Origin of the sequence: Halorubrum sp. PV6 (assembly GCF_003990725.2) — an archaeon.
In the GTDB taxonomy this organism is placed as follows: domain Archaea; phylum Halobacteriota; class Halobacteria; order Halobacteriales; family Haloferacaceae; genus Halorubrum.
In genome coordinates, this window is sequence record NZ_CP030064.1 from 2,421,056 (window position 1) to 2,439,842 (window position 18,787).

Below are 18,787 nucleotides of genomic sequence, written 5' to 3' on the forward strand. Positions count from 1 at the left end.
CTTCGTTATACAACGGCTGTGCCGCGCGTCTGACGGGAGTTTCGGTACGTCACCAACGGACGGACTCCGTACACATAAGCGTAGCCAGACCGGAGTGAAACTGATCGGCAGCCGAGAAAACCCCGAGAACAGAGGCGTTTCCCACCGGAACAGAAGGGGGGTTCGAGCCGGCGTCGTCCGTCCGGTCGTCCGAGGACGCCGCCGCGCGGGGCGCGGATTCGGGTGATCGATCGTCGGTCTTTCGCCCGTTCCGCTCGGGTAAACTGTCAGAGTTCGAGAACGGATCGCGAGACGCGGCCCATAAGCTTATCAGCGGCCTCGCCGTGAACCGTGACATGACTGCTTCGCTCGCCGCGCTCGCGGCCTCGGTACCGCTGCAGGCCGGCCTCCTCGCCAGCCAGCCCGGACAGCTACTCGTCGCGCTCCTCGCCGTCGCCGTCGTGATCGTCCTCGGGAAGTTCGTGTTGAAGCTGGCGTGGCGGCTCGTCACGATCGGTATCGTCCTCGTCGCGGCGTTCTATCTGCTGACGACGTTCGGCGTTATTTAAAAAAACCGCGGCGGCTCGCGGCTGCGATCCGGACCCTACTGGAAGGCGGGGCCGAGCTCGTCGCCCCGACGATCGACCTCTGACGTCCGGAACTGCTTTTCGATCTCCTCGTAGCGCTCGCGCGTCTCGGGAGTGACGCTCGGGTTCACCTCGTCTAAGGCGTCCTCGAAGTGCTGCATCGTCACGCGGACGTTCCCGACGGACTCGCCCACGTCCTCTCGCGAGACGCTGCCGATGAACTCCCGCGAGGCGTTCATCGATGCCTCGCGAGCGACGGCCTCGATGTCGGCGCCGACGTAGCCCTCGGTCTTCCGGGCGATCGCGTCGAGGTCGACGTCGTCCGCCAGCGGCTTCTCGCGCGTGTGCACCTCCAGGATCTTCCGGCGCGCGTCCTCGTCCGGCACGGGCACGTGGACATGCCGGTCGAGCCGGCCGGGGCGGAGCAGCGCCGAGTCGATCAGGTCCGGCCGGTTCGTCGTCGCGATGACGACCACGTCCTCCAGCGATTCGAGCCCGTCGAGCTCGGTCAGCAGCTGGGAGACGACACGTTCGCCGACGCCGGAGTCGCCGGAGTTCTTCCCGCGCTCGGTGGCGATCGAATCTATCTCGTCGAAGAACACGATCGTCGGCGCGTTCTCGCGGGCCTTACTGAACACCTCGCGGACGCCCTTCTCGGACTCGCCCACGAACTTGTTCAGCAGCTCCGGCCCCTTGATCGAGATGAAGTTCGACTCCGCCTCGTTGGCGACGGCCTTCGCGAGCAGCGTCTTCCCCGTGCCCGGCGGGCCGTACATGAGGACGCCCTTGGCGGCCTGCATGTCGAGCTCCTCGAACACCTCGGGGTACTCGAGGGGCCACTGGATCGTCTCGCGGAGCCGCTCTTTCGTCCCCTCCAGGCCGCCGACCTGGTCCCAGCTCACGTCGGGTACCTCGACGAACACCTCGCGGAGCGCGGAGGGTTCGATCCCCTTTAGCGCCTGTTTGAAGTCGTCTTCGGTGACCTGGATCGAGTTCAACACGTCAGCGTCGATCTCGTCGCTCTCTAAGTCGATCTCGGGGCGGATGCGCCGCAGCGCGTGCATCGCCGACTCCTTCGCCAGCGACTCTAAGTCCGCACCCACGAAGCCGTGGGTGTTCTCCGCGTACTCGTCTAAGTCGATCTCGTCGACGAGCGGCATGTTCCGCGTGTGGACCTGCAGGATCTCCTTGCGACCGTCGCGGTCGGGGACGCCGACTTCGATCTCGCGGTCGAACCGGCCGCCGCGCCGGAGCGCGGGGTCGATGGCGTCGACGCGGTTGGTCGCGCCGATGACGACGACCTCGCCGCGCTCTTCGAGCCCGTCCATCAGCGAGAGCAGCTGGGCCACGACGCGGCGCTCCACGTCGCCGCCGGCCTCCTCGCGTTTGGCCGCGATCGAGTCCAGCTCGTCCATGAAGATGATCGAGGGCGCCTCCTCCGAGGCCTCCTCGAACACGTCACGGAGCTGCTCTTCGGACTCGCCGTAGTACTTCGACATGATCTCCGGGCCGGAGATGGTGTGGAAGCTCGCGTCGATCTCGTTGGCGACGGCCTTCGCGATCAGCGTCTTCCCCGTGCCCGGCGGGCCGTGGAGGAGCACGCCCTTCGGCGGGTCGATGCCGAGCCGCTTGAACAGCTCCGGATGCCGCATCGGGAGCTCGATCATCTCGCGGACCTGTTCGAGTTCGCCGTCGAGCCCGCCGATGTCCTCGTAGGCCACGTCAGGCCCGTCGCCCGCGCCGTCGCCGGGGGCGCTCCGCTCGGTCAGCTCCTCGGCGGGCACCTCGGAGATGGAAATCTCGGTGTCGTCGGTGATGACGACCGTTCCCGACGGGGTCGTCGAGGCGACCTTCATCGGGACCGCCTGCGACTGACCGCCCATCAGGCCGAAGCCCATCGAGGTGCGGATCGTCTGCCCCTCGGTCACGGGCTGTCCGGAGAGCTTGTCGCGGATGAACGGGGCGATCTGCCCGCGGACGCGGAGTTGGCTCGGGAAAGCGATCGTCACCGACTCCGCCCGCGAGACGTCGACGGACTCGACGGTCACGCGGTCGTCGATGCCGACGTTCGCCTCCTGGCGGAGCCGGCCGTCGATGCGGACGACGCCGCTCCCGTCGTCCTCGGGGTAGCCGGGCCAGACGCGCGCGATGGCGGCCCCGTTGGCGCCCTCGACGCGGACGATGTCGCCGCCGGAGAGCCCGAGCTCGTCGGCCGCGACGCGGTCTATCGCCGCGAGGCGACGCCCGGCGTCCTTCTGTTTCAGCGGTCTGACGGTGAGTTTCATCGGCTCCCCTCCACGGTGACCACGCCGTTCTCGACGGCGACCGAGTCGGCCGCGCCCGGCAGTTCGAACTCCGACTCGACGGGGTCGCCGTCCCCTTCGATCACGACGATAGCGGTGGTACCGACGGTGTCGACGGAGACGTTCTCCGTGTCCGCACCCAGATCGGCAGCGACGACCCAGCCGTCCTCGTACTCGTACCGGCGAAACAGCACCTCATCGCCGGTCGAACGGGTCTGTTGTATATCCATGCTAACTACAAGTTAGGCGCGAGAGTATTTAAATATATCGCTGAAAATCGCATGACGTGAGATGTTACAGGCGCATCGGTAGTGTTGCGGTTCGGGGCTCCACGACCCCGAACCCGTCCGGCGATCCCCGTCCGGTGACGGGAGCGTCTTCCGTCGGTCGTCCCGTTCGTGGCAGCGCCGCCGCACCGCCGGATGTTTATAAACTCCCGCGCGGGAGAACGAGCATGAAGCGGGTCACCCACCACGACCGCGACACGGCCTATCGGTTTTCCGACCGCGGCGGCGACGGACCGACGATCTGTTTCGTGCACGGGAGCGGCGGGAGCAAAGACGTCTGGAAGGCGCAAGCGCGCTTGAGCGACCAGTGTCCGGTAGTCACGCTCGATCTGTCGGGACACGGCGACAGCGACGACGTCGACACGCCCGCCGGCCCCGAGACGCTCGACGCGTACGCGGACGACGTGGCCGCCGTGGCAGCGGAAACGGGCGCGACCGTCCTCTGTGGCAACTCGCTGGGCGGCGCCGTCGCCCTGTGGGTCGCCGTGGCGCGTGACCTCCCGCTCGACGGCCTCGTTCTCGCCGGGACGGGAGCGAAACTCGCCGTCGCGGACGCGCTCCGCGAGGCGCTCGCCTCCGACTTCGGCCGCGCGGTCGAGATGCTCCACCAGCCGGACCGGCTGTTCCACGACGCGCCGTCGGAGTACGTCGCCCTGTCGCGCGCCGGGATGCGCGACTGCGGACGAGCGGTCACCGAACGCGACTTCGAGACGTGTCACACCTTCGATGTTCGCGACCGGCTCGACGATATCGCGGTCCCGTCGCTCGCGGTCGTGGGCGAACACGACGCGCTCACGCCCGTGGAGTATCACGACTACCTCGCCGACCGGATCCCCGACTGCGAGCGCGCGGTGATCGAAGGCGCCGCACACCTCGCGATGCTCGAACAGCCGGCCGCGTTCAACGCGGCGCTGACGGCGTTCTGCTCGCGGCTGGCGTCAGAGACGAACTAGCGGAGCTCGCGTCCGCGGTGCTGTCTGGTGCGAAGTAGGCGGTATAGGTCGGTGTGAAGAAGGCGATGTAAGTCGATGCGACGAACGAAACGGTCTGGCGGGTCGCGTCCGGCGAGGGACGCGCGGCCCGCGTCTGGAAGCTGCCTGGACAGAACTCGATACGGTGTGTGGCCGTCGACTGCGGTGGATAACCGTTGTTGATGTTCTCTCTACTCACCTCGTGATACGTGGTACCACACGACACTATTTAAATCGTTCGCCGAGACGCGGCAACGGCCGAACCGGGCGGGAGGGGAACGGCTCCCTTTTCCACACCTTTTTCGCCGCAGCGACCGTACCGGTGAATATGTCAGCGTTACGCGATGCGCTCCGAGACCTCCCGGACGCGGTGTTTGCGGATCTGCTCGAATCCGACGAGGGCTACGTCCTCGTCGTCGACCTCCCCGGTGCCACCGCCGAGACCACCGAGGTCCTCGCGGAGGACGGCCGCATCGTCATCGAGGGACGCCGCGAGAAGTCGATCCCCGAGGGGTTCAGTTACGTGCGCGAGGACCGACCGCTGTTCCTCGACGCGGAACTCCCGCTCCCGAGCGACGCGGACGGGAGCGATGCCGACGCCGAGATCGACCGCGGGGTCCTCGAAGTGACGATCCCCAAGCGAACCGAAAGCACCTCCCGAACGATCCCGGTCGACAAGGCCGGCGACGACGGCACCGAGACCGGCGGCGACGGTCCCGACGAGACCGACGAGTCCGGCGACGCCTGACGGGTGGTTACGCTGGTCAACTTCCGCGCATACTGGCGGTTCGTCGTGGTCATGCGGCAGTTCTCGCCGCTGATCGTCGCCTACTGGCGAGACCGCAAGCGGTACTTCCTGTTCGGCCGCGGTCGCGACGTCGACGCCGAGACCCAGCGCGAGCGCGCCGCCGTCCTCCTCGACATCCTGCTCACGCTCGGACCCACCTTCATCAAGCTCGGGCAGATCCTCTCGACGCGACCGGACATCCTCCCGCCGGCGTACATCGAGGTGTTGGAGGGCCTCCAAGACGACGTGCCGCCGGCCTCGTGGGAGGAGTCGCAGACGGTCATCGAGGAGGACCTCGGGCCGGTCGACGAGATTTTCGACGAGTTCGACAGAGAGCCGATAAGCGGCGCGAGCCTCGGGCAGGTGTACACCGCGCGCTACGAGGGCACCGACGTGGCGGTGAAGATCCGTCGGCCGGGGATCGAGTCGCTGGTCGAGGCCGACCTCCGGACGATCCGCTGGTCGATCCCGCTCGTCCGGCAGTTCACCGGCAGCGGGCGGGCGTTCTCGCTCGAAAACCTCGCCGACGAGTTCGCGAAGACGATCCGCGAGGAGATGGACTACGCCCGCGAGCGCCGGATGCTCGAAGAGATCCGCGACAACTTCGCGGCGGAAGACCGGATCCGGATTCCGACCGCCTTCGAGGCGGTGTCCGGCCCGCGCGTGCTCACGATGGAGTACATCCCCGGAACCAAGATCAGCGACGTCGACGCCCTCGACGACGCGGGGATCGATCGGACCCGGATCGCCGGGACGCTCCAGGACGTGTACCTGCAGATGATCATCGACGACGGCGTGTTCCACGCCGACCCGCACCCCGGAAACCTCGCGGTCGACGAGGACGGGCGGGTGATATTCTACGACTTCGGGATGGCGGGCCGGGTCGACCCGTTCATCCAGGAGAAGATCGTCGACTTCTACGTCGCGGTCGCCCGGCAGGACATCGACGGCATCCTCGACACGCTGATCGCGATGGGAACCCTCTCGCCGGACGCCGACCGGGAGGTGATGGGGAACGTGATGGAGCTGGCCATCGCCGACGCCAGCGGCGAGGACATCGAGCAGTACCAGGTGAACCAGATCATCGAGCAGGTGGAGTCGACCATCTACGAGTTCCCGCTCCGGCTCCCGCCGAACCTCGCGCTGGTGTTGCGCGTCGCCACCGTCGTCGAGGGGGTCTGTGTCACCTTAGACCCCGAGTTCGACTTCATCTCGACCGCGACGGACTACCTCAGAGACGAGGGGTACTACGAGCAGACCGCGCGCGACCTGGCCGAGGACGCCGGGAGGCAGGCGCAGCGAACCGCGGAAGCGCTGTTCACGGTCCCGCCGAAGGCCGATGAGTTCCTCCAGCGGGCGAACCGCGGCGACCTCCACGTCGACGTGACGATCGACGACGGCTCGAAGGTCCTCGACAAACTCGCGATGCGGATCGCCTACTCGGTGCTGCTCGCGGTCGGGGTGCTCTCCTCGACGATCCTCTACTCGTTCGCGCAGTCGTGGCGGCTCGCGGCGGTCGTCCTCCTCCTCGCCGCGCCGCTCGCCGTGGCGCTCTACCGGTCGTTCCGGAAGAACCGCGGGCTCCGCGCGACCCCGCAGTTCACCAGACAGGGGATGAAAAAGCGGCGCGAGGACTGACCGCGCCGGGAGGCGGGCGACGCCACGGAACTCACCCGCGACAGATCCAGACGTCTTCGGCCGGTTCGACGGTGTACCCGCGCTCGACGAGCCACTCGTGGAGGTCGCGTTCGCTCGGCCGTGGGCTCTCACCTCCCGACTGCGTGTCGCCGTCGCGATCACCGGCCTCGTCGTGTACCTCGATGACCAGCAGCGGACGGTACGTCGCGATCGTCTGTGCTGCGCCCCGGAGGACGGCCGCCTCGTGGCCCTCGACATCGACCTTGATCGCGTCGGGAGGCGGGACGGCGTCCGCGATGTCGTCGCCCGCCGCGTGCTTCCCCGTCGCGTCGTCCTCGCCGTCGCTCCCTCGGACGATGTCGTCGAGTCGCAGTATCGGCACCGACTCCACGGCGGCGACCTCGGCGCCCCATCGGGTCGCGCGGTCGCGGTCGAACGCCGAGAGCTTCGAGAACGTCGACCGGTAAAACGAGAGCGTCGCCGTCGCGTCGCCGAGTCCGGCGCGTCTGAGGTCGATCGCGTCGGCGGAGCCGCCGCCGGATGCGGGGTCGCCGCCGGTCACTCTCAGGCCGTTCCGCCGCGCGTTGCGGGCGAGTCGGTCGGCGCTCTCGCCGTTCGGCTCGAAGGCGATCACGTGCCGGTCGGTGTCGAGCGCGAGCGGGATGGCGTGTTCGCCGACGTGCGCCCCGGCGTCGACGATCGTCGCGTCGGCCGGGAGCGCTTCGAGGGCGGCGAGCCCCGGATCGTCCCCGTGGGGATCGGTCGGCTCGTAGCTCCAGTACGTCCCGGCGACGCCGCGTTTGGGCGTTGCGATCCCGACGGCGTACGTCAGATCCGCGAGCCGATAGCGCAGGCGGAACCCGGCCCGTTCGATCCGATTGGGGAGCGAGATCATCGGCTCAGGCGCTGACGACTTCGATCGGAACGAGGAGGAAACAGAGGGCCCCGACGGCGAACGTCGCGAGCCCGACCGCGACGCGCGCCCACCCGACTCGCTCCTCGTCGACGGGGTTCGCGGGGCCGTTGAAGGCGATCACGAGCGAGAACACGCCCCAGAACGTCCACAGCCCGACCGACTGGTCGATGCCGAACCCGCGCCAGAAGTAGAGGTACGCGGCGATCGACAGCAGGGCGCCGGGGACCAGCGCCGCGACGGTCTCCTGTCGCGGGCCGAGCATCGCGCGGACCATGTGGCCCCCGTCGAGTTGGCCGACCGGCAGCAGGTTGAGGAGAGTGAAGAACATCCCGACCCAGCCGCCGATCACCACCGGGTGTGCGGTGAGTCCCGGATCGTCGTACGTCGTCGGTTGCCCGAGGAGGTCGGCGATGAGCCCCAGGAGCGGTGGGTTGTTGAAGCGGATCATCGTCCCGGACGTGCTCGTGACCTCGGCCGGGATCCGAATCGGGTCGAGCGAGAGGCCGATGGCCGTGACGACGACCGTCGCGACCAGTCCGGCGATGGGCCCGGCGACGCCGATGTCGAACAGGGCCTTTCGCGAGGGCATTCGGCCGCGCATGCGGATGATCGCGCCGAGCGTCCCGAAGGGGACGACGAACGGGATGACGTAGGGGAGCGAGACGTCGACGCCGTGGTACCGGCCGGCGACGTAGTGGCCGAGTTCGTGTGTCATCAGCACGCCGAGGACGGCGGCCGTGAACGGCCACGCCCGCAGCAGCGTCAACGGGTTCGCGGTGATCGTCTCCCACCCGATGTAGTACCAGCCGTACGCACCCACGAACAGCGTAGAGATGACCGTCGCCGCGAACATGAGGACGTTGACCCACGGGATTCCAGATCGCCCCTGGGTAAACGGGGTCGCAACGACGACGTGGCCGCCCTCGACCGCCTCCACGTCGACGTCGTAGCCGGCCTCGCGGAACTTCGGGATCAGCTTTCGCGACAGCGTACGCTCCGGGATGTACGACTCGCCGACGTACCTGACGTGGTCGCCGTCTCGTCGGATCTCGTCGACCCGGAAAAACGTCCGGAGCGGCTCCGGACGCGGGACGTCGGGGCCGCACGACGGCTCCCCGCCCTCGTGTGTTGGCATCACCGGTCGTAACTGGTCGGCGAGTATAAACCCCGCGTCGGGACCGCCGGCGGCAGTGACCCGAGAGGGGAACGTGTCAAAGCGGAGAGAGCGGGCGCTGTTGGCGGTGGGGAGACCCGCGTCTGGGCGGTGAAAGAGCGGGGGGACCGGTCCGCGCGGTTTACGGGGAGAGGGTCTGGGTTAAACGCCGTCCGTGACGTTTCTGTGCGGTCGGTGCGTTCGGGGACGCGTGGGAGCGGGCGGTGCGATCCGTGTCAGGCGGGCTCAACGCGCCACGTCGTCGCGCCCGTGTACGACCACTTCTCGACGGTGAGCTCCGTGGCGGAATCGCGGAGCTTCACCATCAGCGCGCCGATCTCTTTCGGCGAGAGGTCGACGTCCTCGGAGATGAACTTCCCTTTGAAGTACATCTCGCCGTCCTCGGCGCGGTCGAGCAGGTACGCCTTCAGCCGCTCTTCCTTGCTGAGGTCGTCGCGTGCGGTCGTCGTGGAGGGGGTTGCAGTCGCGCTCATGGTACACCCAGTGCTTGCTGCCGGACGGTGTTATAAAGGTACGACCGTTGGGGGGCGTTCAGCGCCTTTCAGGGCGTTTCAGGTGAGACGACGGCGCTAAAAGGTGTCAGACGGATCGTTCACAACCGTTTCAGAACCGCTTAGATATTTTATAAGCATTAGAGAGCCCTTCGATATGATCTCGCCTCGACGAACCGCGTCGGAGCGAGCGAGTCGGGAAACGAGCGAATGTTGCCCGTTGTCGGGCCGGGATCGAGTGGAACTGCGGCCGCGCGCGGAGAGAAATCGGTCGTGAGCCGGGCGCGAGGAGCCTCGCCGAAGGCGCTACTCTTGCCGGTGGACCCAGAACTCCGCCGCCTCTGTGGTCTCTTTTTTGAATATCGGCACCTCGTCTTTTAACCGGTCGATCCCGTCTTCCACGGCTCGGAACGCCTCGCGGCGGTGTCCGGCGAGGACGGTGACGAACACGATGTCTTCGCCCGCCTCGATCACCCCCGTCCGGTGGTGCATCCGAACGTCGAACACGCCCGCTCGGTCGGTGAGTTCGGCCGCGATGACGTCCATCCGCTCCGCGGCGACCCCCTCGTACTTCTCGAACGCGAGATGCGTGGTGCGGTCGTCGTCGGGCGCGTCGCGCGCCCGGACACGTCCGGTGAACGTCGCGATGGCGCCGGCGCGGTCCGCGTCCGCGCCGTCCGTCATCCGATCGACGAGCGTCTCGCGGGTGATCCACGGCTCCGCGGCGTCTATCTCCGCGAGGAGCGCCTCGACGTCGACCGCGGCGGGCGCGTCGGCGGCGGCGATGACCGGACCGGGGACGGCCGATTCTTTTAGGTCCTCTCCGAGCAGGACCGTCGGGACGCGGAGGCGGGACTGGCCGAGTGCGATGAGGTACTCGTGGTCGGGTGCGAGGCCGTCGAGGAGGTCGTCGAGGCCGTCGACGCGTCCGCGCCCCGTCCACGAGCCGTCCCCGTCGAGAGCGATCGCCGTGTGTGCGCTCGCGTCGGGCGTCGTGCCGGGCTCCGAGTTCTCGTCGCGAACGCCGACCCCGCCGTCGGTCGCCTCCGGTTCGGCGGCGTCGACGACGGCCACCCGCCCGTCGAGGCGGTCCGCGAGCGACCCGGCGAGGTCGGCGGCTCCCGGACCGACGATCGATATCGGTTGCATACCCGAACGGGGGGTGCGAGCGGCTTATGCGTTTCCCGGCTCGTCGGGCGGGACGCGGCACCGACCCGGTGCGCTTGATAATCCTTAAGACCGCGACAGGGATATTCGACCGTAATGAGAGTCGTCGTTTCTATCGGCGGGAGCGTGCTCGCGCCCGATCTGGACCCCGGCAGGGTGGCCGCGTACGCCGAGGCGATCGAGCGACTCACCGCCGACGGCTGTGAGGTCGGTGTCGTCGTCGGCGGTGGCGGCGTCGCCCGCGAGTATATCGAGACGGCCCGCGAGTTGGGGGCAAACGAGGTCGAACTCGACCAGCTCGGGATCGGGACCACCCGACTCAACGCCCGCCTCCTCATCGCCGCGCTCGAGGGGCAGGCGAACATCTCGCCGGCGACGGACTACGACGGAGCGGCCGCCGCGCTCCGGCGCGGCGAGGTGGCGGTGATGGGGGGTGTAACCCCCGGACAGACCACCGACGCGGTCGCCGCCGCCTTCGCGGAGTCCGTGGACGCGGATCTGCTCGTGTACGCGACGAGCGCGGACGGCGTGTACGACGCGGACCCCAACGCCGACCCGAGCGCGACCCAGTTCGAGTCGATGTCGCCGGCGGAGCTCGTCGACATCGTCCTCCCGATGAGCCGGGACGCCGGCGCCTCCGCGCCGGTCGACCTGCTCGCGGCGAAGCTGATCGACCGGGCGGGGATCCGTTCCCTCGTCCTCGACGGCACGGAGCCGAGCGCCGTCGTCGACGCGGTCCTCCGCGGCGACCACACGGGGACCGACGTGGTGCCGACCGGAAGCGACGAGCCGACCGACTGGGCGGAGGCGAGCGACGCATGAGCGCCGACGACGCGACCGACGCCGGCGAGACGACCGACGCCGCGCGCGACGACTCCCCGCACATTCTCTCCGAGAGGGCGGGCGACCGCGGCGCACCGGATCCCGACGAGGAGCGCGGCGGAGACGGCGGCGAGCGGTTCCGAGCCTTCTGGGCCGACGTGGTGGCCGACGAGATCGAGGCGCGCGACCCCGACGAACCGATCGTGATCAAAGGCGGCGTCTCCCCGTCGGGCGTCGCGCACCTCGGGAACTTCAACGAGATCATGCGCGGCTACTTCGTCGCTGCGGTGCTTCGCGACCGGGGCCACGAGGTCCGGCAGGTGTTCACCTCCGACGACAAGGACCCGCTCCGCAAGATCCCGCGAAAGCTGGCGAACGCCGACGGGGAGATCGTCGGACTCGGCGAGGTGGACGCGGGCGCGCTCGGCCGCAACCTTGGGAAGCCGTACACCGCGATCCCGGATCCGTTCGGCGAGCGCGAGTCGTACGCCGCCCACTTCGCCGCCCTCCTCAAGGCCGACGCCGACCGGCTGTCGATTCCGGTCGAGATGGTCTCGAACACGGAGCTGTACGCCGACGGAGACTTCGACGAGGTGACCCGAACGGTCCTCTCAGATCTCGACGGCGTTCGGGAGGTGCTCTCACAGTACCAGGACAAGGTCGACGGCGACTACGTCCCCTTCAACCCGGTGTGTGCCGAGTGCGGGAAGATCACGGAGACGGTCACGAGCGTCGACCCCGACAGCGAGACCGTCGAGTACGTCTGCACCGACATGGAGGTCGGCGACGAGTCGATCGACGGGTGCGGCCACGAGGGGACCGCGACCTTCCGCGAGGGGAAGCTCCCGTGGCGGCTGGAGTGGCCGGGCCAGTGGGACGTGCTCGGCGTCGACTTCGAGCCGTTTGGAAAAGACCACGCCGAGGGGTCGTGGCCCTCCGGCGTCGACATCGCGCGAAACGTCTTCGGGACCGAGCCGCCGGTGCCGATGGTGTACGAGTGGTTCACGCTCAACGGGGAGCCGCTCTCGTCGTCGGCCGGCAACATCGTCACCGTCCCCGAGCTGCTCGAACTGCTCGAACCCGCGGTGCTTCGGTACTTCTTCGCGCTCCACCCGAAGAAGGCCCGCGACCTGGACATCGAGCGGCTCGACCAGCTCGTCGACCGCTTCGACCGCTTCGAGCGCGCCTACTTCGGCGAGGTCGACGACGAGGAGCTGACCGCCTTCGCCGAGCGCGCGTACCCGTTCGTCGTCGGGCGTGCCGACGACCCGCCGGCGGAGAAGCCCGTCCGGCTCCCGTACACCTTCGCGGCCGTCCTCGGGATGGTCGACGACCCCGCGTTCCGGGAACAGCTCGCGCGCGACGAGGGGCACATCCCCGCGGACGCCTCGGCCGCGACCGTCGACGCCGCGCTGGCCCGCGTCGAGAAGGCGCGCAACTGGGCGGAACGCACCGGCAACGAGTACGACTATCGGCTCCAGACCGACCTGCCGGACGCCGACTTCGACGAGTCGGTCGCGGCCGCCCTCGACAACCTCGCCGACTTCGTCGCCGCCGGCCACGACGGCGAGGCGATCCAGTCGGCGATGTACGAGACCGCGCGCGAACACGACGTGGAGGTGAGCGACTTCTTCGCCGCCGGCTACCGCCTCTTCTTCGACGACACGCAGGGGCCCCGGCTCGGCGAGTTCCTCGGCGAACTGGAACGCGAGTACGTCGTGGCGCGGCTCCGCCGGGAGGCGTAGATGACAGAGGACCGGTCGCTCGACGAGTTCGAGGCGGGTACCGACGACGAGCAGCGCGTCGCCGACGCGACCCCGGTGACGACGACGTGGACCGCGGGCGGCGCCGACTGCGAGCGGTGCGGCGACCGCACCGAGCGCCGCTGGCTCGACGACGGCGACCGGGTCTGTCCCGACTGTAAGTCGTGGTAGCCCGAGTCAAATTTTAAGACGGCACGGGGGGATACGTTAGTTACAGCACCGCTCGCCTGTGGTTTAATGATATATAAATGAAATTAGGACCCGACACCGTCTTCGGTCGCCCCCCGCGCAGTCTCGCTGTCGGGTACTTCTGTCTCGGCTCCGCGCTCGTCGTCGCGACCGACCTCGCACTCGCGTCGATGGCCGGATCGCTCGCGACGTGGACGCCAGTTCGGGCCGCGGTCGGGGTCGCGTTCGTCGCCCTGTCGTCGGTCACGCTCTACGGCGCGACGGCGTATCAAGAGCGCCGCGCGGTCGCCGCACAGAGCGAACTCGACACGTCGAACCAACAGTTACAGGTGTTGAGTCGGGTGTTTCGCCACAACGTTCGGAACGACCTCAACATCATTCAGGGATACGCGGACCTGCTCGACGACCGCGTGGACGACGACCGGAGCCAGGAGTTCCTCCAGACGATCCGCGAGACGACGGACGACGTCGTCGAGATAAGCGAGAAGCTGCGGGTCATCGAGGAGACGTCGGCGGCGCCGCCGACCGGGCGGGTCAACCTCGCCGACTCGGTCCGCGACGCGGCCGCGGGCGTCGACCGGGCGGGCGTCTCGCTCACGATCGACGCGCCCGCCGAGGCGTGGGTCCGCGCGGACGCGTCGATCAAGTACCCGATCCGGGAGGTGTTCGAGAACGCCGTCACGCACAACGACGAGTCGGTGCGGCGCGTCGACGCTCACGTTACGGAGAACGGGACGACCGCGTGCCTGGAGGTCCGCGACAACGGGCCTGGGATCCCCGACGACGAGCAGGCCGTGTTGCGCGCCGAAGAGGAGACGCCGCTCTCACACGCGAGCAGCATCGGGTTGTGGCTCGTCAAGTGGATGTGTGAGACGCAGGGCGGAACCGTCGGCTTCGAGACGAGCGACGACGGGACGACCGTCCGGCTCCGGTTCGACGCGGCCGAGGACCCGCCGTCGACGACGAGCGCCGACCGAAGCGTGGGACGCGACACGAGCGCGGGCCGGCGCGGTGCGGGCGGCGACGAGACGGCCACGACGGAGGTCGTCGCCGACGGCGCCGGCGGCGAAGAAGGGGAATGACCGGGCGGGGGCGCGTCGGTCGATCGAGAACGGCGGGACGGGCCGGATCGGCGCGCGACGCTACTCGAGTTCCGTGATCGTCACGGCGTACACCGCACCGCAGTTCCCACACTCGACGTGGACCCCGCGGCTCGTCTCGCCACGAGTGAACTCGGAGATCTCCTCCGAACACGAACACTCGAACTGAACTTTCATTAACTCGTATCGGAGACGCTGATATTTAAAAGAATCCGTCTCGAAATCGGCGCTGAAAATCGGAGCGACCCCCGGCCGTCGGCCGGTCGCCGGCGTCGGTACGGTCGGTGCCGACGGGTCAGTCGTCGTCGACGATCACTTCGACCGGTTCGTCGCTCGCGTCGTCGTCGTCGATCGTGTCGGCGACGTCACCGGACTGCGTCTGCTGGTAGTAGAGCCCGCCGGCGACCGCGAGGACGATCCAGGAGCGCCAGTTCGCGAGGTTCAGGGTGTAGCCGATGCCGAACGGCTTCTCGACTAACATCCCTTTGCCGGGCTGCCAGTACGACGAGAGCAGTCGGCCGAGGCTCGGCCGCTCGAAGTTGTACGGGATTCCGAGAATCTCTCCCGAGGACGGTTTGTCTGCCATAGGCGTATATCACTCGCCGGGCATATAAAGCGTGGCGCAACTCGCCGTCGGTCGGGGGGCGATGGCGGCGCCGCAGGTCAAGAATCCGCTCGTCACCGATAGCGGCCGCGGCCCTCGATGTCGCGGAGCCGGTCGAGAACCTCGTTGGCTCCGACCTCGGCGTAACCGTCCTCAAACGCCTCGATCAGCGGCGCCGGATCGGCCGCCGTCGCGCGGATCGACCCCTCGAACACGTGAAGGTCCATCGCGTGGTCTTCGACGTGCCCCGTGTGATACGCGAGCCCGAAGTCGATGAGGACGGTTCGGTCGGTCGATGCGGCCGCCGCGCCGCCCGCGGCGTCTGCGCCCACCCGCACGTTTCGCGTCGTCGGGTCGCCGTGGACGACCCCCGCCTCGTGGAGCCGCGCGAGCTGTCTCCCGACCGCCGCCGCGGAGTCGGCGCCGTCGTCGAGGGCGGCGGCGAGGTCGCAGGCGCCGACGTGCTGGAGCGTCAACGTCGCGTTCGGCACGTCGGCGTCCGCCACGAGCGGCGTCGGCACGCCCGCCCGGCGCGCCTCGCTCGTCAGTCGGGCCTCCGCGACGGTTCGGTCGCGCCTGAGCGTCCGGTCGAGTTCGGGGTGTCGATACGCCTTCGGCACGCGGCGCTTGACGACGCGGCGGTCGCCGTCCTCGCCGCTCGTCGTCACCGTCGCCTCCGCGCCCCGTCGGTCTTCGTCCGTCGCGTCGTCGCCACCGGGAGCGCGGGCGCGGGCGATGGACCGCTCGTCTCGCCACGTCACGGGCACCTGATCCGGGCGGAAGTTCGGGTCGATCGCGGAGTCGGCGACGGCGATGGTGTCGCCGGCGCGCGCCATTTTCGCGCCCAACACGGCGATCATCCCGGCGTTGTCGCGCAGAAACCGCGGTTCCGGGGCGTGGAACGCGGCGCCGCGAGCCGCGCACATCGACGAGAGCATCTCGCGGAGGCGGTCGTTCTGGGCGACCCCGCCGCCCAACACGAGTTCGTCGGCGCCCGTAAGCGAGAGGGCCCGCTCAGAGACCTCCGTCAGCATCGCGAACACGTGTTCTTGGAGCGAATAACAGATCTTCTCGACCGGTACGTCGGCGTCGAACGCGTCGTTCGCGGCGGAGCTGATCCCCGAAAAGGAGAAGTCCATCCCCTTGACGACGTAGGGGAGGTCTAAGAGGTCGCCCGGCTCGTCGGAACTGGCAGACTCGGCGGCGTATCGCTTCGCGGCCGCCTCGACTTTCGGGCCGCCGGGGTGATCCCAGCCGACGTGGCGAGTGAACTTGTCTATCGCGTTGCCGACGCCGGCGTCCATCGTCTCTCCGAGGACGCGGTACCGGCCGTCGTGGTAGCCGAGCAGATGCGCGTTCGCGCCGGAGGCGTTGAGACACACCGGGTTCTCGAAGCCGGAGCGGTGGCGTCCGATCTCCAAGTGCGCCACCATGTGGTTGACGCCGACGAGCGGCACGTCGAGCGCCCCCGCAAGCGACCGGGCGGCGGTGCCGACGGTGCGGAGACACGGACCGAGCCCGGGACCCTTCGAGAAGGCGACGGCGTCGACCGCGTCGGGGCCGTGTTCCGCCTCGGCCGCGGTGAGGACGGCGTCGACGACTTCCGGGATCGCCTCGGACATGTGTTCGGCGGCCTCTCGCGGATGAATGCCGCCGCTGTCCGGCTCGTAGGGGTCAGATTCGATGAGAACGGCGTCGGTCTCGGCATCGTACAGGGCGGCGCTCGCACACCACGCGGTCCCTTCGATGCCGAGAACGCGCATTCGGCGCGATTAGGCTTCTTCGGCGTCCGCGTCGCCCTCGCCGCCGATCTTGTTGCGTTCGAGCATGTACTCCTGCTCGACGTCGAGCGCGTCCTCCGCGCTGTCGTACACCTTCGCGTAGCCGACCGTCTTGCGCATGCCGAACTTCGTGTCCAGTTCGTGGACGACGACCTCCTCGGAGGCTTTGTCCAGTTTGGCCGCGAGCGAGTCGCGGACGGAGAGACGGGAGGGGGTCGCCTCCTCGTGGGTCGTCTCGAATCGGATGTCCGTGCGGTGCAACATGGGGTTCTCCTCTTCGGAGATGATATCGACGTCCATAGTTCAGTTAAACGTATATCCCCTCGAAAGCTGTAAAAGGATTTCGAAGCGGGGGTGCCAAAAACCCCGTCAACCGCCGCTTACCGACCGTCGCCGTCCGCAGTCGGCCCGAGGAGGTCGTAGGCGGCTTCGACATCGCCGTCGAGCGCCTCGAACAGTTCCCGGGCCTCCGCGCGGGAGTCCGGCGTGACCGGAACGCGCACCATCCCCTCGCCCGGCTGTCCGTACACGACGCTCGCCCCGTCGGGCGCGGCGACGATCGCGGGCAGCGCGGCGAGGTCCTCCTCGCCAGTCACCTCGATCATGACCGGCTCGCCGGCAGAGAGCGCGTCGGCGAGCGCGGACAACAGGGCCGCCGAGAGCGACGCCGGGGCGTTTTCCACCTCGACCCGACGCACGTCGGCCTCGGCCATCGTAGAGGCGACCTCGGATCTGACCGCCTCGCGCTCCGTCTTTCCGTCCACGATGGCCACATCCGGGACGCGCCCGGCCTGACGGAGATGGTACGTGACGACGTCGCCGACGGCAACGATCGGCGCGTCGCGAGCGATCCGATCGGCGCGGGTCTCCGCCGCGGCCGCGAGGAGGGTCTCCGCGTCGGTCGTCACCAGTCCGAGCGGCTCTTTGAACGCGTCGCGCAGCGAGTCTGGGAGCGTGAGCATTGAGTGAGAGAATCTGAGTCGGCTAATCGTCGGACGGTCGTCCGCTATCGGACCTTCAGCGCGTACGAGCCGGCCTTCGTGACGTTCATCTCCTCGGCGATTTCGCTTTCCTCGGGCCGGGTGATGATGACGTAGCCCGCCCAGTCCTCGGTGAGCGACGAAGACCCGCAGTGTTCACAGGTCTGTGAGTCGGGGTCGTTGACGTGGTGACACTCACGACACGCCAGGCGGTCCTCGGCCATCAGTCGGCCTCCTCACCGGTCTGTTCGCGGTGTTGTCGCTGTCCCTCCAACCACTCGTGTTTTCCGAGGCCCGGCTGCTTCGCGGTGAGCCCGATCTTCGAGTCGCGGGGGTTGCGCTCGTCGATGCTCTTCGTCACCACGCGCACCCTGACGGCGTCGTCGACGCCGAGGGTCTTATCCGAATCCGAGGAGGCGAGCATCTGGTTCGCCCCGTCGAACGTGAGGTACTCGTCGGTGATCTGTGAGACGTGCAGCAGGCCGTCGACCGGCCCGATTCCGACGAACGCGCCGAACTCGACGGTCTCGACGACCGTCCCGTCGGCGACTTCCTGCATGTCGGGGTCGTAGGTCAGCGCGTCGAACTCGGCCTCGTAGTAGACGCCGGGGCGGTTGTGTAACACCGCGCCGTCGCCGATATCGTGGACCTCGATGACACTCACGACGCTCCCCACGTCTTCGTCCATTCGTCCTTCCAGTTTGTCCTGCAGCAGGGCTTTCACCCGCTTGTCGGTGACGTCCGCCAGGTGTTTCGGCGGTACCTCGACCGTATCCTTGAGTCGAACTCGTTTGTACATATTCGTTGGTTGTCCGCGTCCGCTAGGGTTCCGTTATCGCCAGTGTGTTCCGACCCCTTAAACCGATTACTGGTGCGCCCGCCTCCAGCACCCGGTTCGCCAGCGGTCGATCGTTGGTGACGACGCCGTCGACCCGGCCTTCGGTCGCCAGTTCGACGAGCGCGTCGTCGGCGTACGATGCGTCCGTTGCCACCGTCTCCGCCCGCGCCGCGAGGTCCGCACCCACGCTCGCCGCGGTCGCCTCCTTCCCGTTGCCGCCCTGGAGCCCGTCGAGCTCTGAGACGACCGCCGCCGGGACGACGGCCGTGGAGTCGCCGAGGAGCCGATCGAGCTCCTCGAACAGCCGGAGGTCCGCTTCGACCGGCGCCATCAGCGCGCTCGCGTCAAGAGCGACGACGGGGACGCCGTCGCCACCCGCGAGCCCGTCGGTGTGGGCGTCGTCGACCACG

The 18,787-nt window shown here is 68.4% G+C and carries 22 protein-coding genes; 8 read left to right on the forward strand and 14 right to left on the reverse strand.

The window, feature by feature from the left end; all coding sequences use genetic code 11:
- Positions 1-308: 308 nt before the first annotated feature.
- Positions 309-548: a hypothetical protein gene (locus tag DOS48_RS26065; protein WP_127118507.1), complete on the forward strand. Its 240-nt coding sequence runs from the start codon at positions 309-311 to the stop codon at positions 546-548.
- Positions 549-583: 35 nt separating this feature from the next.
- On the opposite strand, the gene DOS48_RS26070 is transcribed toward DOS48_RS26065, so the two are convergent.
- Both DOS48_RS26070 and DOS48_RS26075 read right to left on the reverse strand, forming a co-directional pair.
- Entirely contained in the window at positions 584-2,851 is a 2,268-nt protein-coding gene (locus DOS48_RS26070) for a CDC48 family AAA ATPase (RefSeq protein ID WP_127118508.1), read from the reverse strand.
- Positions 2,848-3,099 carry an Hsp20/alpha crystallin family protein gene (locus tag DOS48_RS26075; protein WP_127118509.1) on the reverse strand — a complete coding sequence of 84 codons (252 nt, stop codon included), beginning with the start codon at positions 3,097-3,099 and terminating at the stop codon, positions 2,848-2,850. Before DOS48_RS26075 ends, DOS48_RS26070 begins: the two co-directional genes overlap by 4 nt.
- Positions 3,100-3,323: 224 nt before the next feature.
- Here DOS48_RS26075 and DOS48_RS26080 point away from each other — a divergent pair, with 224 nt between their 5' ends.
- The 3 genes from DOS48_RS26080 to DOS48_RS26090 all read left to right on the forward strand — a co-directional run bounded on the left by DOS48_RS26080 (position 3,324) and on the right by DOS48_RS26090 (position 6,552).
- On the forward strand, positions 3,324-4,109 hold the full coding sequence (locus DOS48_RS26080) for an alpha/beta fold hydrolase (protein ID WP_127118510.1): 786 nt from the start codon (positions 3,324-3,326) through the stop codon (positions 4,107-4,109).
- Positions 4,110-4,455: 346 nt separating this feature from the next.
- Positions 4,456-4,875: an Hsp20/alpha crystallin family protein gene (locus tag DOS48_RS26085; protein ID WP_127118511.1), complete on the forward strand. Its 420-nt coding sequence runs from the start codon at positions 4,456-4,458 to the stop codon at positions 4,873-4,875.
- 3 nt (positions 4,876-4,878) lie between these two features.
- On the forward strand, positions 4,879-6,552 hold the full coding sequence (locus DOS48_RS26090; protein ID WP_127118512.1) for an AarF/ABC1/UbiB kinase family protein: 1,674 nt from the start codon (positions 4,879-4,881) through the stop codon (positions 6,550-6,552).
- 31 nt (positions 6,553-6,583) lie between these two features.
- Here DOS48_RS26090 and DOS48_RS26095 read toward each other — a convergent pair whose 3' ends face one another.
- The 4 genes from DOS48_RS26095 to DOS48_RS26110 all read right to left on the reverse strand — a co-directional run bounded on the left by DOS48_RS26095 (position 6,584) and on the right by DOS48_RS26110 (position 10,282).
- Positions 6,584-7,447 carry an FkbM family methyltransferase gene (locus tag DOS48_RS26095; protein ID WP_127118513.1) on the reverse strand — a complete coding sequence of 288 codons (864 nt, stop codon included), beginning with the start codon at positions 7,445-7,447 and terminating at the stop codon, positions 6,584-6,586.
- A gap of 4 nt (positions 7,448-7,451) precedes the next feature.
- Positions 7,452-8,603: a site-2 protease family protein gene (locus DOS48_RS26100; RefSeq protein WP_127118514.1), complete on the reverse strand. Its 1,152-nt coding sequence runs from the start codon at positions 8,601-8,603 to the stop codon at positions 7,452-7,454.
- 254 nt (positions 8,604-8,857) lie between these two features.
- Positions 8,858-9,115 carry a hypothetical protein gene (locus DOS48_RS26105; RefSeq protein ID WP_127118515.1) on the reverse strand — a complete coding sequence of 86 codons (258 nt, stop codon included), beginning with the start codon at positions 9,113-9,115 and terminating at the stop codon, positions 8,858-8,860.
- Positions 9,116-9,439: 324 nt separating this feature from the next.
- Entirely contained in the window at positions 9,440-10,282 is an 843-nt protein-coding gene (locus DOS48_RS26110; protein ID WP_127118516.1) for a molybdopterin synthase, read from the reverse strand.
- 114 nt (positions 10,283-10,396) lie between these two features.
- On the opposite strand from DOS48_RS26110, the gene pyrH reads away from it, so the two are divergent.
- The 4 genes from pyrH (at position 10,397) to DOS48_RS26130 (ending at position 14,156) form a co-directional block, all read left to right on the forward strand.
- Positions 10,397-11,122: a UMP kinase gene (gene pyrH, locus DOS48_RS26115; protein WP_127118517.1), complete on the forward strand. Its 726-nt coding sequence runs from the start codon at positions 10,397-10,399 to the stop codon at positions 11,120-11,122.
- Positions 11,119-12,867, forward strand: coding sequence for a lysine--tRNA ligase (gene lysS / locus DOS48_RS26120; protein WP_127118518.1), 1,749 nt, complete (start codon positions 11,119-11,121; stop codon positions 12,865-12,867). Before pyrH ends, lysS begins: the two co-directional genes overlap by 4 nt.
- Positions 12,868-13,056, forward strand: coding sequence for a hypothetical protein (locus tag DOS48_RS26125; protein ID WP_127118519.1), 189 nt, complete (start codon positions 12,868-12,870; stop codon positions 13,054-13,056).
- A 77-nt stretch (positions 13,057-13,133) separates the two neighbouring features.
- Positions 13,134-14,156: a sensor histidine kinase KdpD gene (locus tag DOS48_RS26130; protein ID WP_127118520.1), complete on the forward strand. Its 1,023-nt coding sequence runs from the start codon at positions 13,134-13,136 to the stop codon at positions 14,154-14,156.
- 60 nt (positions 14,157-14,216) lie between these two features.
- Here DOS48_RS26130 and DOS48_RS29570 read toward each other — a convergent pair whose 3' ends face one another.
- The 8 genes from DOS48_RS29570 to DOS48_RS26165 form a co-directional block, all read right to left on the reverse strand.
- A complete protein-coding gene (locus DOS48_RS29570; RefSeq protein WP_004597316.1) occupies positions 14,217-14,351 on the reverse strand; it encodes a hypothetical protein in 135 nt (44 codons plus the stop codon).
- Positions 14,352-14,469: 118 nt separating this feature from the next.
- A complete protein-coding gene (locus DOS48_RS26135) occupies positions 14,470-14,760 on the reverse strand; it encodes a DUF5808 domain-containing protein (RefSeq protein ID WP_127118521.1) in 291 nt (96 codons plus the stop codon).
- A gap of 92 nt (positions 14,761-14,852) precedes the next feature.
- On the reverse strand, positions 14,853-16,541 hold the full coding sequence (locus tag DOS48_RS26140; RefSeq protein WP_127118522.1) for a bifunctional N(6)-L-threonylcarbamoyladenine synthase/serine/threonine protein kinase: 1,689 nt from the start codon (positions 16,539-16,541) through the stop codon (positions 14,853-14,855).
- Positions 16,542-16,550: 9 nt separating this feature from the next.
- The gene (locus DOS48_RS26145) at positions 16,551-16,859 is read right to left on the reverse strand and encodes a 30S ribosomal protein S24e (protein WP_004047156.1); all 309 of its coding nucleotides are present in this window, start codon (positions 16,857-16,859) and stop codon (positions 16,551-16,553) included.
- An 80-nt stretch (positions 16,860-16,939) separates the two neighbouring features.
- A complete protein-coding gene (locus DOS48_RS26150) occupies positions 16,940-17,521 on the reverse strand; it encodes a GTP-dependent dephospho-CoA kinase family protein (RefSeq protein WP_127118523.1) in 582 nt (193 codons plus the stop codon).
- A gap of 44 nt (positions 17,522-17,565) precedes the next feature.
- Positions 17,566-17,763: a transcription elongation factor subunit Spt4 gene (gene spt4 / locus DOS48_RS26155; RefSeq protein WP_127118524.1), complete on the reverse strand. Its 198-nt coding sequence runs from the start codon at positions 17,761-17,763 to the stop codon at positions 17,566-17,568.
- Positions 17,763-18,338 carry a DNA-directed RNA polymerase gene (locus DOS48_RS26160; RefSeq protein ID WP_127118525.1) on the reverse strand — a complete coding sequence of 192 codons (576 nt, stop codon included), beginning with the start codon at positions 18,336-18,338 and terminating at the stop codon, positions 17,763-17,765. Before DOS48_RS26160 ends, spt4 begins: the two co-directional genes overlap by 1 nt.
- A gap of 22 nt (positions 18,339-18,360) precedes the next feature.
- A complete protein-coding gene (locus DOS48_RS26165) occupies positions 18,361-18,786 on the reverse strand; it encodes a PIN domain-containing protein (protein ID WP_210755384.1) in 426 nt (141 codons plus the stop codon).
- Position 18,787 lies beyond the last annotated feature (1 nt).

What these genes read in the sequence shown, in the direction of transcription:
- DOS48_RS26160 (WP_127118525.1), bottom strand. Translation starts at nt 18,338, where the DNA reads ATGTACAAACGAGTTCGACTCAAGGATACGGTCGAGGTACCGCCGAAA.
- DOS48_RS29570 (WP_004597316.1), bottom strand. Translation starts at nt 14,351, where the DNA reads ATGAAAGTTCAGTTCGAGTGTTCGTGTTCGGAGGAGATCTCCGAGTTC.
- DOS48_RS26130 (WP_127118520.1), top strand. Translation starts at nt 13,134, where the DNA reads ATGAAATTAGGACCCGACACCGTCTTCGGTCGCCCCCCGCGCAGTCTC.
- DOS48_RS26145 (WP_004047156.1), bottom strand. Translation starts at nt 16,859, where the DNA reads ATGGACGTCGATATCATCTCCGAAGAGGAGAACCCCATGTTGCACCGC.
- DOS48_RS26085 (WP_127118511.1), top strand. Translation starts at nt 4,456, where the DNA reads ATGTCAGCGTTACGCGATGCGCTCCGAGACCTCCCGGACGCGGTGTTT.
- spt4 (WP_127118524.1), bottom strand. Translation starts at nt 17,763, where the DNA reads ATGGCCGAGGACCGCCTGGCGTGTCGTGAGTGTCACCACGTCAACGAC.
- DOS48_RS26105 (WP_127118515.1), bottom strand. Translation starts at nt 9,115, where the DNA reads ATGAGCGCGACTGCAACCCCCTCCACGACGACCGCACGCGACGACCTC.
- DOS48_RS26100 (WP_127118514.1), bottom strand. Translation starts at nt 8,603, where the DNA reads ATGCCAACACACGAGGGCGGGGAGCCGTCGTGCGGCCCCGACGTCCCG.
- DOS48_RS26110 (WP_127118516.1), bottom strand. Translation starts at nt 10,282, where the DNA reads ATGCAACCGATATCGATCGTCGGTCCGGGAGCCGCCGACCTCGCCGGG.
- DOS48_RS26075 (WP_127118509.1), bottom strand. Translation starts at nt 3,099, where the DNA reads ATGGATATACAACAGACCCGTTCGACCGGCGATGAGGTGCTGTTTCGC.
- DOS48_RS26070 (WP_127118508.1), bottom strand. Translation starts at nt 2,851, where the DNA reads ATGAAACTCACCGTCAGACCGCTGAAACAGAAGGACGCCGGGCGTCGC.
- DOS48_RS26125 (WP_127118519.1), top strand. Translation starts at nt 12,868, where the DNA reads ATGACAGAGGACCGGTCGCTCGACGAGTTCGAGGCGGGTACCGACGAC.
- DOS48_RS26095 (WP_127118513.1), bottom strand. Translation starts at nt 7,447, where the DNA reads ATGATCTCGCTCCCCAATCGGATCGAACGGGCCGGGTTCCGCCTGCGC.
- pyrH (WP_127118517.1), top strand. Translation starts at nt 10,397, where the DNA reads ATGAGAGTCGTCGTTTCTATCGGCGGGAGCGTGCTCGCGCCCGATCTG.
- lysS (WP_127118518.1), top strand. Translation starts at nt 11,119, where the DNA reads ATGAGCGCCGACGACGCGACCGACGCCGGCGAGACGACCGACGCCGCG.
- DOS48_RS26135 (WP_127118521.1), bottom strand. Translation starts at nt 14,760, where the DNA reads ATGGCAGACAAACCGTCCTCGGGAGAGATTCTCGGAATCCCGTACAAC.
- DOS48_RS26140 (WP_127118522.1), bottom strand. Translation starts at nt 16,541, where the DNA reads ATGCGCGTTCTCGGCATCGAAGGGACCGCGTGGTGTGCGAGCGCCGCC.
- DOS48_RS26150 (WP_127118523.1), bottom strand. Translation starts at nt 17,521, where the DNA reads ATGCTCACGCTCCCAGACTCGCTGCGCGACGCGTTCAAAGAGCCGCTC.
- DOS48_RS26080 (WP_127118510.1), top strand. Translation starts at nt 3,324, where the DNA reads ATGAAGCGGGTCACCCACCACGACCGCGACACGGCCTATCGGTTTTCC.